The organism is Dokdonella koreensis DS-123, assembly GCF_001632775.1.
In the GTDB taxonomy this organism is placed as follows: Bacteria; Pseudomonadota; Gammaproteobacteria; order Xanthomonadales; family Rhodanobacteraceae; genus Dokdonella; species Dokdonella koreensis.
The window spans coordinates 438,500-450,666 of the sequence record NZ_CP015249.1; the positions used below are offsets into that span (position 1 = coordinate 438,500).

The following is a 12,167-nucleotide window of genomic DNA, read 5'->3' on the forward strand; positions in this document are numbered from 1 at the left end:
AAGCTTCGGACGGCCGGCGCTGTGAATGCGCTCGGCGCAGCTATCGGGACGCGGTTTTCGACCCAGGGTGGAAATCGGCGTTCAAAGGTGCAATGAGGCTGCTGCTGCCTTCCGTACGATGTCGCTTACGTGCTTCAGGGTATCGGAGCGCACCGCCACGTACTGCCAATACAGCGGTACATCCAGCCTGCGCGCCGGCTCCAGCATGACGACACGTCCTGCTTTGACCGCGGGTCCGATCAGCGAGTCGGGTGCCATGCACCATCCCAATCCCAGCGCGGCAGCTTCGACGAAGCCCGTGGACGTCGGCAGGTAATGCACCGGAGGTGACAAGCGGGCCCGGGTTATCCGCCGTATGAACTGCCACTGCAGGTCGTCCTTGCGGTTGAACACGACAAGTGGAGCCGCCGCCAACGTCTCCGCGTCCAGCTTGCCGGAGAAATGCCGGTTCACGAACTCGGGCGATGCGATCGCGTGGTAACGCATGGCGCCGAGTGACTGCACGTTGCAGCCCTGAATGGCGCGGGCTTGGCTGGTGACGGCTCCCAGCACTGTTCCATTGCGGAGCAATTCAAGCGTGTGGTCCTGATCGTCCACCCGGACGTCGAACACGTAGCCGTGGCGCCGGTGAAGCTCCGCCAGCCCGCCAAGGAACCAAGTCTGCAGCGAGTCGTCGTTCACGGCAATTGCAATCGAACGCAGAGCCATGTCTTCAGCCGGCACGAATTCGGCCAGTGCCTCCGCCTCCAATATCTTCATGGGCCTGACCCGCAGCAGTAGCCGTTCCCCGGCCGCCGTCGGTCGGCACGGGGTCTGCCGCACGACCAGCACTTGGCCGAGGCGGTCTTCAAGGGACTTGATCCGCTGGGAGATGGCGGATGCCGTTACCGACAAGCGCTGGGCTGCGGCCTCGAAGCTGCCTTCCTCAAGTACCGCCGCGAATGCGGCCAACTGTGGGTGGAGGAGGTTCACGAGAGTACAGGTGTTGATTAGAAATACTAAGGATAGTGCAGATTTATAAGCTTTACTAATGACGTGGCCGTCGTCAGCATGCTCGGGCCCTTCCATGAGTGTTTCGTCCATGCATTTCGCCGCCGCTCTCGCCGGCTTCCTTGCCAGTGCCGGCCTGATCATCGCCATCGGCTCCCAGAACGCCTTCGTTCTAAGGCAAGGCTTGCTGCAACGGCACGTCGGGCTCGTAGTCGCTGTCTGCGCGCTTGGTGATATCGCGCTGATTGTCTGCGGCGTGGCCGGGGTCGGAGCGCTGGCGCGTGAGTGGCCCACGCTGCTTCAGGCGCTGCGCTTTGGTGGCGCGGCGTTCCTGGCAATGTATGGATTAATGGCTGCTCGCCGTGCCTGGCGGGGCTGTGAGAGCCTGGCGCCGGGAGCGGAGACCGAGAAGAGCGGGCACCGGGTGTTGCTGGCTTGCCTGGCCTTCACCTTCCTCAATCCGCACGTGTACCTGGACACCATGATCCTGCTGGGAAGCGTGTCGGTCCGGTATCCAGGCTCGACTCGATGGGCGTTTGCGACCGGCGCCTGTCTTGCCAGCGTGGCCTGGTTCATGACCCTTGGCTACGGTTCTCGTTTTCTATTGCCGGTCTTTCGCAGCATTCGGGCATGGCGCGTGCTGGATGGCTTCGTGGCAATCTTCATGCTCTCCTTGTCCCTGCTGCTTTTGCTGCGTCCGTTGCAATAGGTGTCAACCCGGATCGCATCCCAGGGGTTTCCGTGTATATGCCGCTCTTGTCGCAGAACCGGGGCCGGATGCCGAACGAAGCGCCGCTGCCAGTCAGCGCAGCTCCGCCACCGCACGCCGCGCGCCCTGGAACCGCCGCCGGTACTCGGCCGGTGACAGTCCCACCAGGCGCTTGAAGCTGCGGCGGAAGCCGCCGCTGTCCTCGTAGCCGGTGGCGGCCGCGACCTGCTCGATCGAGTCGCGCGTGAGTTCCAGCAGCTCGCGGCCGCGGGCGATGCGCAGCTGCTGGTGGTACTCGCTCGGCGTCATGCCGGTGGCCTTGATGAAGCGGCGCAGGAACGTGCGCGTGCCGAGTCCGGCGCGACCGGCCAGCGCGGCGATGGAGAATGCGGCGGGGGCATGCGCCTGCAGCCAGTGCTGGGCGGCGAGGATGGCCTTGTCGCCGTGCTGCAGGCGTGGCGTGAAGTCGCTGTAGAAGCGCTGCTCGCGACCGGGCGGGTCCATCAGCATGAAGCGCGCGGTCGCCAGCATCACCGCGGGTCCCAGCAGCCGCTCGACCAGGCTGAGCCCCATGTCGGCCCAGGCCAGCACGCCGCCGGCGGTGACGATGTCGCCATCGTCGATGACGAGGCGGTCGGCGTCGATCGCGAGGTCCGGAAAGCGCCGGCGCAGTTCCTCGGCGAACATCCAGTGGGTGGTGGCGCGGCGGCCGGTGAGCAGGCCGGAATCGGCCAGCAGGAACACGCCGCCACAGACGGCGGCGACGACGGCGCCTTCGGCATGCCGGCGCGCGATCCAGGCGCTGCAGTCCGGCGCGTGGCCGCGCGCCATCGGCGCGAGCTGGCTGGCGGGCACGACCACCAGCGTCGGCGCGCCGGCCGGCCCGGGCTGGCTGTCGTAGGCGCAGTGGAGGTCACCGCCGTCCGGTGGCGGGCGCCAGTGCGTGACGCGGACCTGGGCGGGCGCGGCGGGCCGGTGCAGGCGCGCGAAGTAGTCGGCATAGCCGAACAGGTCGGTGACACCGTGGATGCAGGTGGCCTGCGATCCGGGATAGCAGACGATCGCGATCTCGATCGGCGCGTGGTCTGTCACTTGCGGCCCGGTCTTTGTCATTTGCGTCCCTCCCCGGCGGAACGGTCGGCCGCTATCTTGAGCCGCAGACATTCGGAGGGGAAGCGGACGCGATGACCACACCGACCTGGCAGAACGATCCGGCCCATGCGCTGCGCATCGCGTCGGCGGAAGGAACCTTCGACGCCTACTTGGCGCGGCCGGACGCGGCACCCCGGCCCGCCGTGGTGGTCCTGCACGAGGTGTTCGGCGTCAATGCGGACCTGCGTGCGACCTGCGACGAGCTGGCGGCGGAAGGTTTCATCGCCCTGTGCCCGGAGCTGTTCTGGCGGCAGGCGCGCGGGGTGGACCTGTCGGTGCGGTCGAAGGAGGACTGGCTCAAGGGCATCGCCTATTACCAGGCGTTCGACCTCGATGCCGGCGTCCGCGACGTCGAGGCGACGGTGGCGGCTGCGCGGGCGCTGCCTGGGGCCACCGGCAAGGTGGCCGTCATGGGCTTCTGCCTGGGCGGGCTGCTCACCTTCCTGGCGGCGGCGCGCACGCGGGTGGATGCGGCCGTGGCGTTCCACGGCGCCCGGACGGAAGAGTTCCTCGGCGAGGCGACGGACCTCGACGCGCCGCTGCAGATGCACCTGGCCGAAGCGGACGAGTTCATCCCGATGGATGCGCAGCGCGCGATCACGGCGGCGCTGGCGGGAAACCCGCGCGTCGAGATCCACAGCTATCCGGGTTGCCGGCATGCGTTCTCGCGGCACGGCGGCCTGCATTTCGACGCGGACGCGGCGCAGCTGTCGCGGGCGCGGACGCTCGCCTTCCTGCGTCGCCACCTGGCCTGAGCGGCGGCCATGTCCCGGGGGGCCGACGGTGCGGCATGCGACCTCCGGCCGGGCCGGCCAGCCGTCGGGGCGGAGCGATCGGCGAGGCGATGGCCGATGTAGTCTTGAGCGCCGTCCTGGCCCGGGCGCTCGATGTCGCGAGCGCGGTGCCGGCCGGTTGTCCGCTCGATCGACCCGACGTCCCGATGATCCCCGTCCGCTGAAAGGAACGCGCCCATGAAAGAAGACAGCTTTGCAGGTCGTGGTGGCACCCGGATCTTTTTTCGCTCCTGGCATCCGCCGGCACCGCGGGCGGTGGTCGTGATCTGCCACGGCGTGAACGCCCACGGCGGGCAGTACGTCTGGGCGGCCGAGCAGCTGCAGGCGGCCGGCTTCGCGGTCTACGCGATCGACCTGCGCGGCCGCGGCCGCTCGGAAGGCGAGCGCTTCTACGTCGACGACATCGCCGACTACGTGGACGACCTCGGCACGCTGATCGATCTCGCCAAGTCGCGCGAACCGGGCCTGCCGGTGTACCTGCTCGGTCACAGCGCCGGTGGCGTCGTCTCCTGCACCTACGCGCTCGATCGGCAGGCGGAACTGGAGGGCCTGATCTGCGAGAGCTTCGCGTTCCAGGTGCCGGCGCCGGCGGTGGTGCTCGCCCTCATCAAGGGCCTTGCGCGCATCGCGCCGCGGCTGCCGGTGCTCAAGCTCAAGAACGCCGATTTCTCGCGCGATCCGGCTGCGGTGGCGGCGCTGGATGCCGATCCGCTGACGCAGGGCGAAGCGCAGCCGGCGAAGACCGTGGCGGCGCTGGTGCGGGCCACCGAACGCATGCGCCGCGAGTTCCCGCGGATCACGCTGCCGGTCTTCATCCTGCACGGCACGGCGGACAAGGCGACGGTACCGGCCGGCAGCCAGTTCTTCCACGCCACGGCCGGTTCGCGCGACAAGACGCTGCGGCTCTACGAAGGACACGCCCACGATCTGCTCAACGATCTCGGCAAGGAGGCCGTGATGGCCGACATCGTCGCCTGGATCGACGCGCGACTGCGCTGACCGGGCCGGCGGGCCGGATACACCGGCCCCGTCGTCCGGTCGGGCGCCGGTCGCGAACCGGTGTCGCCGGACTGCGCTAGGCTCGGGACCCGACTGCATCGTTCTTCACCCACCCAGGAGTACGCCATGCCTTTCGTCAAGACCCAAGACGGTACCGAGATCTTCTACAAGGACTGGGGCACCGGACAGCCGCTGGTGTTCCACCACGGCTGGCCGCTGAGCGGGGATGACTGGGACGCCCAGATGATGTTCTTCCTGTCGAAGGGCTATCGGGTCATCGCCCATGATCGCCGCGGCCACGGACGCTCGTCGCAGACCGACAGCGGCAACGAGATGGACACCTACGCGGCGGACGTCGCCGCGCTGGCCGCGCACCTGGATCTCAAGGATGCGGTCCACATCGGCCACTCGACCGGCGGCGGCGAGGTGACGCGCTACGTGGCGCGTCACGGTGGCAACGGCCGGGTCGCCAAGGCGGTGCTGATCGGGGCGGTGCCGCCGGTCATGGTCAAGTCCGACGCCAATCCGGGCGGCCTGCCGCTGGAGGTGTTCGACGGCTTCCGCGCCGCGCTGGTCGCCAACCGCGCGCAGTTCTACGTCGACGTGCCGGCCGGGCCGTTCTACGGCTTCAACCGTCCGGGCGCGAAGGTGTCGCAGGGCGTCATCGACAATTGGTGGCGGCAGGGCATGGCGGGCGGCATCAAGGCGCACTACGACTGCATCAAGGCCTTCTCCGAAACCGATTTCACCGAAGACCTCAAGGCGATCGAGGTGCCCACGCTGGTGATGCACGGCGACGACGACCAGATCGTGCCGATCGCCGATTCGGCGCTGCTGTCGGTCAAGCTGCTGAAGAAGGGAACGCTGAAGGTCTATCCGGGCCTGCCGCACGGCATGTGCACCACCCATCCGGACACGATCAACGCGGACTTGCTGGCCTTCATCCAGTCCTGACGGGAACGCAAGACGCGTGCCGCGCCCGGGGCAGCCCGGGCAGCCTGTACCGGAACCCCCGCCGCACGGCGTGCGGTGGGGTGAAACGGGATGCCGGTGCGCCGGCGCGCATCGGAGCGGAGGCCGGATCGCATGCACTTGGTTTTCACCAAAGGCGCGGGCAAGCACGACCGCATGGCCGTGGTCCGCGCCGGCGTGCCGCAGGCGGCGATCGGCTGCCCCAAGCAAGGGATCATTCCGCACGACATGGTGCATTACGCGGTCGAGGTGACGCTGCACGCGCGCGGCTTCATCGCCCGTGTGGCTGCCGGCGAAGAGGCCGTGTTCCAGATGGTGCCGGAGGCGCAGAGCGACGGCGTCGAGCGGCTGGTGGAAGTGCTCCAGGCGGATGGCTGGTCGGGTTGGACCGGTGCGCCGCAGGATCTGTTGGATCTCTATCACGTCACCTGCGAGGCACGCGGCTGTCCGCCGCTGGCCATCGGCATCGGTGATGTCGAAGCGGTCCGCGGGCGAGTGCTGGAACTGACCGCCCGATGGGCGTCGACGCCGGTCGGCGCGTCGCTGGCGCTGCCGTTTCCCGACGCCTAGCCGGGCCTGCGAAGCCGCCTCGTCCGCCGTCGACGGAAGAGGCGGTTCGTCGGGGTGGGTCTCAGTCCACCGTGTACTGCTGCAGCGACACCGGCAGTCCGCTGCCCTCCACGACCATGATCAGCGACGAGAGGAAGTCGATGCTTGCGAACGTGACCGGTGCGGTCGCGCCGCAACCCGGCGCACGAATGAACGAGGGGTGCGTCTCGGCAGCGAGATTGTTGGCAGGATAGAACGACGGAACCGTATCGGCGCCGGCACCATTGGTCCATTCGACGACCAGGTTGCTGGCGGTGGTGTCGGCGATGGTGCCGGTGACCGGAATCGTGAAGCTGGTCGGCGCATTGCCGGCTGGTACCGAGAGCGGCATCGTCGCCGTGCCGATCGGTGTCAACGCGGCGAGCGGGATCGTGTCTTCCGGTGTCGATGCGGGAATCGTGTAGAGGTTGACCGTGATCGGCAACGCATCGCTGCCACCGGAGCCGCCGTCCCGGACGGCGATCGTGACCGCGCTGACCGATGCGCTCGGCGCCGCACCGTGTTCGGCCAGGTAGAAGCGCCGGTAGAACGCGCTCTCGCTGGTTCCGGTTTCGTCGTCATTGGGGCAGGAAACGCCCTCGGTGCCGGGCGTGTTGTCGGTCTGTTGCGAGATCGATGCCGCTCCCAGGGCAATCGGCGCGCCGCTCACGTCGGAAGGGGTGGTGCCCGCGGCGCCGCGGGTCCAGGTGGCGGCCGCTGCCGGGCCTGCCAATGCCGCCGCCACAGCCGTCGCGATGATCGAGAACGCCGTACTACGCATGCTGATGCACTCCGAATGATGGGATAGGAAGCCCCATGGTCGAGGGCTGCACGGCGCCGGACAATGCGCAATCGAACACGCGCGCTACAGCGACCGGTACATGCGACCGGGCCGGTACAGCGCACTGGACGGCGGTTCGGTCGGCCGAGGCATCGATCGGCCGGACAGGCAGGCGTTCCGTGTCGCAGGTCGACGCCGGGTGCGGGCGTCCGCGCACCGGCGCCATCGGCATCGTGCGCCCGGCGTGTGTGCCGGCGAAGGCGTACCATCCATCGGCCCGTCCCGCGGACGGACGGCCAGGCGGTCCCTGTCGGTCTTTCGGTCGTCCGCCCATGATCCCAAGGAGAACGCGTCATGTCGTTGCGCAGCGGTGGAATCGTCCTGGCCCTCGCGTTCTTCGCCGCCGCCGCCGTTACCCCGGCCGGGGCCGATCCGGTCGCCGTGCCGGCCCATGACGCCGCGCTGGCCAAGGCGCTCGGTGCCGATGAGCTGGGCATGCGCAAGTACGTGCTCGTCGTGCTCAAGGCCGGCCCCAAGAAGATGCCGCCCGGCCCTGCGCGCGATGCGATGTTCAAGGGGCACTTCGCGAACATCCAGCGCCTGGCGGACCAGGGAAAGCTCGCCCTGGCCGGTCCGCTGGACGGCGTGGACGGCTGGCGTGGTCTCTTCGTCCTCGCCACCGACGATCCCGCAGAGGCCAAGCGCCACGTCGAGCAGGACCCGGTCGTCGCCAACGGCGAGATGGTGGCCGAGTACCACGTGTTCTACGGCTCGGCCGGATTGATGCTGGTCAACGAGACGCACAAGAAGATCGCGTCGAAGCAGGGGCCGTGATGTGAGTGTGCCGGGCACCACCCGAGGACGACCGGTAGCAGCGCTGCGACAAGTCGTCTCGGCGATGCTGCTCGTGGTCGGTCTCATCCACCTTCTGCCGTTGCCCGGCGTCCTCGGCGGTGAGCGGCTGGCCGCGCTCTACGGCCTGACCCTGGCCGATCCGAACCTCGAAATCCTGCTGCGGCATCGCGCGGTGCTGTTCGGCCTGCTCGGCGTGTTCCTGGTCGTCGCCGCGTTCCGGCGCGCGTACCAGTGGAGCGCCTTGGTGGCGGGCGTCGTCAGCGTCGTCTCGTTCCTCGGCCTGGCGTGGTCCGTCGCTGGCTACAATGCGCAGGTCGGGCGCGTCGTCACCGCGGATGTCGTCGCGCTGGCCTGTCTCGTCGTGGGCCTGGCGGCGCATGCGTACGCGAGCCGGGTGCGCTGACGACGCGTGTCATGGGTTCCGCAATGCGCGGCTCGGGGGCTGCAATGAAGGTCATCTATCGGAAGGCGGTGCCGGACGACGCACCGGCCTGCATCGTCCTGCGCGGCAGGACGCGCGAGAACGCGTTCTCGGCCGAGCAGCTGCGCGCCGTGGGCGTCACGCTCGAAAGCTGGCGGTCGGGCATCGCCGACGATACCTTGCCGGGCTACGTGGCGCTGGCCGACGGCGTGCTGGCGGGCTACTGCTTCGGCGCGCGGGACACCGGGGAGATCGTCGTCCTCGCGCTGCTGCCGGACTACGAAGGCCGGGGCATCGGCAAGACGCTGCTGGGTCTCATGGTCGCGCAGTTCAAGGCGATGGGTCTGGAGCGGCTCTTTCTCGGCTGCTCGTCCAACCCGGCGGTCCGGTCCTATGGCTTCTACCGGCACCTGGGCTGGAGGCCCACGGGAGCGGTCGACGGCCTGGGCGACGAGGTGCTGGAGTACGTTCCCTGACGGTACGACCCGGCTGGGGCTTGCCCGTGCAGGCAGGCGAGGCGCCGTGGCATGATCCGCTCGTCCGGCATCCGGGGGGCTCCCATGCGGCGGCTGGCCGCGCATGACGGACCTGCCGAATCCCGCTGACCGCACGACGACCGCCACCCACGGCGGATAGAGGGCTCCATGGCCATGCAGCGAGAGCGTTTGCGTCGTCCGGCGCTGGCGGTCCTGGCGATCCTCGCGGGATTCGGCGTATGCCTGCAGCTGTGGCTGTCGGTTCGCCTCGCCGCCAGCAACGGGCAATCCCTGGGCCAGGGCCTGGTGGCCTATTTCGGCTATTTCACCGTGCTCACCAACATCCTCGTGGCCTTGACCGCCGCGGCGAGCCTGGTCGCTTCGCCCGCGCGTCTCGTCCGCGGGCCCGGCAGCGGCAGCGTGCGCGGCTGCGCCACCACCGCGATCGTCCTGGTCGGGATCGCCTACCACCTGTTGCTGCGTCATATCTGGAGCCCGCAGGGCTGGCAATGGATCGCCGATATCACCCTGCACTACGCGGTGCCGCTGGCGGCGCTGGCGTGCTGGGTCGCGTTCCCGCCGCGCGAGCGATTGCCGGCCTGGGCGCCGCTGGCGTGGTGCGCGTATCCGGTGGCCTATTTCGTCTATGCGCTGGTGCGTGGCGCGCTGATCGGCAGCTACCCGTACCCGTTCATCGACGTGGACCAGCTCGGCTATGCTCGGGCGCTGGCGAACGCGGTCGGGCTCCTGGCCGGTTTCATCGTGCTGGGCTTCGCCGTCCGGGCGGTCGCCGCGGTACGCTCGCGGGCGGTGGCCACAGGTGCTTGAGGCGCCCCGATAGCCGGGGCGCGGATGCGGCGTTGGTCGTGCCGGCCGCCACTCGTCTTCCAAGGAGGCAGCCACGGGCTGCGATCGAACGATGTCCTCATCCATCGGCAGGCAATCCCTCGCGCTGGTCGCGCTCGTCGTGCGGGACTACGACGAGGCGATCGATTTCTACGTCCGCGTCCTCGGCTTCACCCTGGTGGAGGACACCTACCTGCCGGACCAGGACAAGCGCTGGGTCGTGGTCGCGCCACCGGGCGCATCGGAGTCGCGCCTGCTTCTGGCCCGCGCGGTCGGTGACGAACAGGCTTCGCGCGTCGGCAACCAGACCGGCGGCCGCGTGTTCCTTTTCCTCTACACCGACGATTTCTGGCGGGACTACCGGGCCTACAAGGCCCGCGGCGTGGTGTTCGTCCGCGAGCCGAACGAGCAGCGCTACGGGACCGTCGCGGTGTTCGCCGACCTCTACGGCACGCTCTGGGACCTGGTCCAGCCGCGGCAGTCGCAGGACGCCGCCGAAGAGGGGTGATCGCGCCGTGATCCGTCGCGCGCGCCGCGCGGGACCCCAGCGGCCGCTTGCCGCCGGCCGGCACCGTTCGCTACGCTAGCGCCCGCGCGCCCCGTCCGCGGCGCCGCCGTAAGCGTTCACGTCAACCAACGCGCCCACTGCCGCCGGCTGTCGCCGGGGCGGTACTCCTGGTCGATGCCGACGGGGAGGGCGCCTTGCTGGGTCGGCTTACGGAGCTTTTCATGACTTCTTCTTCGCGTTTTCCCTTCGGCCTGCGCAAGCTGCCGGCACGCTATGCCGGTATCGTCATGCCGTTCTTCCTGTCGGTCCTGATGACCGCGATGGTCTCGCTGATCAGCACGCTGCGAAGCGTGGGCTGGAGCGAGGACGTGCTGCGGATGTGGCCCGGTGCCTGGGGCCTGTCGTGGCTGGTCGCGTTCCCGGTACTGCTGCTGGTCCTGCCGCTCGTGCGCAAGTTGACCGCACGGGTGGTGCAATCCTGAGGGGTTCCCGGCGCCCGCGCGGGCGCCGGGGATCGGTACCGAGTGCGGCTGCAGTCGTGGCCGCCGCCGACGATGGGCGAGCGTGTCCTTGCCGGTTTCCGGTGCGGTACTTTCGCGTTCCCGGACATGTTCTCGCGGTTGCCGATCCCGGACCCGGGCAGCAGGATGCGGCCGTCGCGGAATCGCTAACCGGCGGCCGATTCCAGCACCGGTGTGCCGGTTTCCAGCGCCGGTGCCGGTCCCGGCCGCAGGCCGGAGGCGGCCCAGGTCGATCGCGACCGCCGCGTCTCGGCGCGGATCGCACGATTGTGCGCAATCGATTCGGCCGTGGCGTAGCCGCGCGGATGGTCCAGGTGCACGACGATCGCGCGGTGGCGGATGCGGATGCCGCGAATGCCGCGATTGACCAGGCGCTCGCCGAACTCGCGGTCCTGGCCGCCGTAGCCCATGCGCTCGTCGAAACCGTTGACGGCGAGGATGTCGCTGCGCCAGCCCGAGGCGTTGTGGCCGTTCCAGCTGGCGCGGGCGGTGCTGAGCTGGTCCCAGACGCGGGCGCGCAGGCCGTGCACGCGGAGCTTGCGCGAGATGGCCGCATCGGTGCAGCCGTGGTGCCGCAGCCAGGTCGGATCGGCGAAGCGCCCCTGCACGATGTCCTCGGCATCGACCTGCTGCGAGGTCGTCATCGGCAGCTTGCAGTAGCCGCCGGAGAGGAAACGCCCGGGGCGGCGCAGGGCTGCATGGGTGGCGACGAAGTCGGCGCGCGGGATGCAGTCGCCGTCGGAGAACACCAGGTAGTCGGTGCGGGCGGCCTCGATCGCGCGATTGAGGATGACGCTCTTGCGGAACCCCTGGTCCGGGTGCCAGACGTGGACGACCGGGACCGGGAACGCGCTGGCCATGCGCTCGATCGCCTCGCTCGTGCGCGCGTCGCTGCCGTCGTCGGCGATCACCACCTCGAAGCTGCCGGCCGTCTGCGCGGCGTAGCCGAGCAGCGTCTTCTGGAGCCACGCGGGCTGGTTGTAGGTGGACAGGACGACACTGAGTTCGGTCCGGGGAGCGAGCGTTCCCCAGCGGCGGATCGTCGTGGACATGCGGTCGTTTCGATCGATGAGCAGGACGGCAGGCTAGGCAGCGCCTGCGTCAGACCGATGACGCCGGGACGGCAGCGCGATGACCGGCCGCACCGGCGGATGCGTGCGCTAGGGCGTGTCATCAATCCCCCGGTAGGCCGCGCCGTTCTTGCGTGCGTCCGTGACAAGGAAGAGGGAGGCAGTGGACGTCGGTCCACGCCCGAGCGATGACGCAGTCCCGGGCGCACGCAAGAGCGGCCCTACGGGTTGGCCCTGGAAAGCCGCCAGCGTGCGTTGCGCGGCTTGACCTGACGGCCAGTCAGGCGCGGCGCCACACACCACCCCCTGACGACTTTCCAGGGCCAACGCGACCTGCCGGGGGATTGATGACATGCCCTAGAGTACGGCGATGGCGACAGACACGAACCGGGCGGATGGCGATCGACGGCAGGCGGCATCGACCGGCTGCCGTGGCACGGTGCCGACCGGTGCCGGCCCGGCCGAGCACCGGGCCGTCCCGGTGG

General features: G+C 69.2%; 15 protein-coding genes. 11 read left to right on the forward strand and 4 right to left on the reverse strand.

What is annotated here, in order from left to right; all coding sequences use genetic code 11:
* Positions 1-81: 81 nt before the first annotated feature.
* Positions 82-972 carry a LysR family transcriptional regulator ArgP gene (locus I596_RS01675; protein ID WP_067643252.1) on the reverse strand — a complete coding sequence of 297 codons (891 nt, stop codon included), beginning with the start codon at positions 970-972 and terminating at the stop codon, positions 82-84.
* A gap of 109 nt (positions 973-1,081) precedes the next feature.
* On the opposite strand from I596_RS01675, the gene I596_RS01680 reads away from it, so the two are divergent.
* Positions 1,082-1,699 carry a LysE/ArgO family amino acid transporter gene (locus tag I596_RS01680; RefSeq protein ID WP_067643254.1) on the forward strand — a complete coding sequence of 206 codons (618 nt, stop codon included), beginning with the start codon at positions 1,082-1,084 and terminating at the stop codon, positions 1,697-1,699.
* Between the two features lie 93 nt (positions 1,700-1,792).
* Here I596_RS01680 and I596_RS01685 read toward each other — a convergent pair whose 3' ends face one another.
* Entirely contained in the window at positions 1,793-2,791 is a 999-nt protein-coding gene (locus I596_RS01685) for a GlxA family transcriptional regulator (RefSeq protein ID WP_223303896.1), read from the reverse strand.
* Positions 2,792-2,883: 92 nt separating this feature from the next.
* Here I596_RS01685 and I596_RS01690 point away from each other — a divergent pair, with 92 nt between their 5' ends.
* The 4 genes from I596_RS01690 (at position 2,884) to I596_RS01705 (ending at position 6,186) form a co-directional block, all read left to right on the forward strand.
* Positions 2,884-3,606 (forward strand): dienelactone hydrolase family protein, encoded by a 723-nt coding sequence (locus I596_RS01690; protein WP_067643260.1) that lies wholly within the window; start codon positions 2,884-2,886, stop codon positions 3,604-3,606.
* Positions 3,607-3,822: 216 nt separating this feature from the next.
* Positions 3,823-4,644: an alpha/beta hydrolase gene (locus I596_RS01695; RefSeq protein WP_067643263.1), complete on the forward strand. Its 822-nt coding sequence runs from the start codon at positions 3,823-3,825 to the stop codon at positions 4,642-4,644.
* Between the two features lie 126 nt (positions 4,645-4,770).
* Entirely contained in the window at positions 4,771-5,598 is an 828-nt protein-coding gene (locus I596_RS01700; RefSeq protein WP_067643266.1) for an alpha/beta fold hydrolase, read from the forward strand.
* Between the two features lie 90 nt (positions 5,599-5,688).
* The gene (locus I596_RS01705) at positions 5,689-6,186 is read left to right on the forward strand and encodes a hypothetical protein (protein WP_223303897.1); all 498 of its coding nucleotides are present in this window, start codon (positions 5,689-5,691) and stop codon (positions 6,184-6,186) included.
* A gap of 61 nt (positions 6,187-6,247) precedes the next feature.
* On the opposite strand, the gene I596_RS01710 is transcribed toward I596_RS01705, so the two are convergent.
* Complete coding sequence (locus I596_RS01710; protein WP_150131966.1) at positions 6,248-6,985, reverse strand: hypothetical protein; 738 nt, start codon at positions 6,983-6,985, stop codon at positions 6,248-6,250.
* A gap of 354 nt (positions 6,986-7,339) precedes the next feature.
* On the opposite strand from I596_RS01710, the gene I596_RS01715 reads away from it, so the two are divergent.
* The 6 genes from I596_RS01715 (at position 7,340) to I596_RS01740 (ending at position 10,573) form a co-directional block, all read left to right on the forward strand.
* Positions 7,340-7,819: a YciI family protein gene (locus I596_RS01715; protein ID WP_067643275.1), complete on the forward strand. Its 480-nt coding sequence runs from the start codon at positions 7,340-7,342 to the stop codon at positions 7,817-7,819.
* Between the two features lie 64 nt (positions 7,820-7,883).
* Positions 7,884-8,243, forward strand: coding sequence for a hypothetical protein (locus tag I596_RS01720; RefSeq protein WP_223303898.1), 360 nt, complete (start codon positions 7,884-7,886; stop codon positions 8,241-8,243).
* 44 nt (positions 8,244-8,287) lie between these two features.
* The gene (locus I596_RS01725; protein ID WP_067643279.1) at positions 8,288-8,737 is read left to right on the forward strand and encodes a GNAT family N-acetyltransferase; all 450 of its coding nucleotides are present in this window, start codon (positions 8,288-8,290) and stop codon (positions 8,735-8,737) included.
* Between the two features lie 168 nt (positions 8,738-8,905).
* The gene (locus I596_RS01730; RefSeq protein WP_067643282.1) at positions 8,906-9,565 is read left to right on the forward strand and encodes a Pr6Pr family membrane protein; all 660 of its coding nucleotides are present in this window, start codon (positions 8,906-8,908) and stop codon (positions 9,563-9,565) included.
* A 91-nt stretch (positions 9,566-9,656) separates the two neighbouring features.
* Positions 9,657-10,091 carry a VOC family protein gene (locus tag I596_RS01735; RefSeq protein WP_067643285.1) on the forward strand — a complete coding sequence of 145 codons (435 nt, stop codon included), beginning with the start codon at positions 9,657-9,659 and terminating at the stop codon, positions 10,089-10,091.
* Positions 10,092-10,312: 221 nt separating this feature from the next.
* Positions 10,313-10,573, forward strand: a complete 261-nt coding sequence (locus I596_RS01740) for a DUF2798 domain-containing protein (RefSeq protein ID WP_067643288.1) — start codon at positions 10,313-10,315, stop codon at positions 10,571-10,573.
* 185 nt (positions 10,574-10,758) lie between these two features.
* Here I596_RS01740 and I596_RS01745 read toward each other — a convergent pair whose 3' ends face one another.
* A complete protein-coding gene (locus I596_RS01745) occupies positions 10,759-11,664 on the reverse strand; it encodes a glycosyltransferase family 2 protein (protein WP_067643291.1) in 906 nt (301 codons plus the stop codon).
* Positions 11,665-12,167 lie beyond the last annotated feature (503 nt).

Excerpts from the sequence above, each read along its gene's own strand:
- I596_RS01680 (WP_067643254.1), top strand. The coding sequence starts at position 1,082 with ATGCATTTCGCCGCCGCTCTCGCCGGCTTCCTTGCCAGTGCCGGCCTG.
- I596_RS01690 (WP_067643260.1), top strand. The coding sequence starts at position 2,884 with ATGACCACACCGACCTGGCAGAACGATCCGGCCCATGCGCTGCGCATC.
- I596_RS01695 (WP_067643263.1), top strand. The coding sequence starts at position 3,823 with ATGAAAGAAGACAGCTTTGCAGGTCGTGGTGGCACCCGGATCTTTTTT.
- I596_RS01700 (WP_067643266.1), top strand. The coding sequence starts at position 4,771 with ATGCCTTTCGTCAAGACCCAAGACGGTACCGAGATCTTCTACAAGGAC.
- I596_RS01705 (WP_223303897.1), top strand. The coding sequence starts at position 5,689 with ATGCCGGTGCGCCGGCGCGCATCGGAGCGGAGGCCGGATCGCATGCAC.
- I596_RS01710 (WP_150131966.1), bottom strand. The coding sequence starts at position 6,985 with ATGCGTAGTACGGCGTTCTCGATCATCGCGACGGCTGTGGCGGCGGCA.
- I596_RS01715 (WP_067643275.1), top strand. The coding sequence starts at position 7,340 with ATGTCGTTGCGCAGCGGTGGAATCGTCCTGGCCCTCGCGTTCTTCGCC.
- I596_RS01720 (WP_223303898.1), top strand. The coding sequence starts at position 7,884 with ATGCTGCTCGTGGTCGGTCTCATCCACCTTCTGCCGTTGCCCGGCGTC.
- I596_RS01725 (WP_067643279.1), top strand. The coding sequence starts at position 8,288 with ATGAAGGTCATCTATCGGAAGGCGGTGCCGGACGACGCACCGGCCTGC.
- I596_RS01730 (WP_067643282.1), top strand. The coding sequence starts at position 8,906 with ATGGCCATGCAGCGAGAGCGTTTGCGTCGTCCGGCGCTGGCGGTCCTG.
- I596_RS01735 (WP_067643285.1), top strand. The coding sequence starts at position 9,657 with ATGTCCTCATCCATCGGCAGGCAATCCCTCGCGCTGGTCGCGCTCGTC.
- I596_RS01740 (WP_067643288.1), top strand. The coding sequence starts at position 10,313 with ATGACTTCTTCTTCGCGTTTTCCCTTCGGCCTGCGCAAGCTGCCGGCA.
- I596_RS01745 (WP_067643291.1), bottom strand. The coding sequence starts at position 11,664 with ATGTCCACGACGATCCGCCGCTGGGGAACGCTCGCTCCCCGGACCGAA.